General features: G+C 44.7%; 1 protein-coding gene. It reads right to left on the bottom strand.

Annotation, left to right across the window (positions count from 1 at the left end; genetic code table 11):
- Positions 1-455 (bottom strand): redoxin domain-containing protein (locus IQR33_RS21265; protein ID WP_193844029.1); only part of this gene is annotated, 455 nt, incomplete at its 3' end.
- Positions 456-503 lie beyond the last annotated feature (48 nt).

Genomic DNA, 503 nt, shown 5'->3' on the forward strand with positions numbered 1-503 from the left:
GCTTTCACTTTGCGTAGTAGGTCTTCTGCGTCACGACCGATACCTTCAGCAGTGATTTCCATTGCTTGGATAGTACCTTCTGGGTCGATTAGGAACGTTGCACGGTCTGCAAGACCTTGGCCTTCACGCATCACACCGAAGTTGTTTGTGATGTTGCCTGTTTGGTCGCCAAGCATGTAGTACTGAATCTTACCGATTGTGTCTGAGCTGTCGTGCCACGCTTTGTGAGTGAAGTGTGTGTCAGTTGATACTGAGTAAACTTCTACGCCACGTTTTTGTAGCTCTTCGTAGTGGTCTGCTAGGTCACCCAGTTCTGTTGGACATACAAACGTAAAGTCTGCTGGGTAGAAGAAGAATACTGCCCATTTACCTAGAACGTCTTGTTCTGTTACTTCAACGAATTCGCCGTTTTTGTACGCTGTAGCTGCAAATGGTTTGATTTGAGTATTAATCATAATTTACTTTCCTTTGAATGTTTTAAGCTGAGCTGTTGTTGCTTTCGG

Source organism: Vibrio sp. OPT46 (genome assembly GCF_015163535.1).
In the GTDB taxonomy this organism is placed as follows: Bacteria; Pseudomonadota; Gammaproteobacteria; order Enterobacterales; family Vibrionaceae; genus Vibrio; species Vibrio alginolyticus.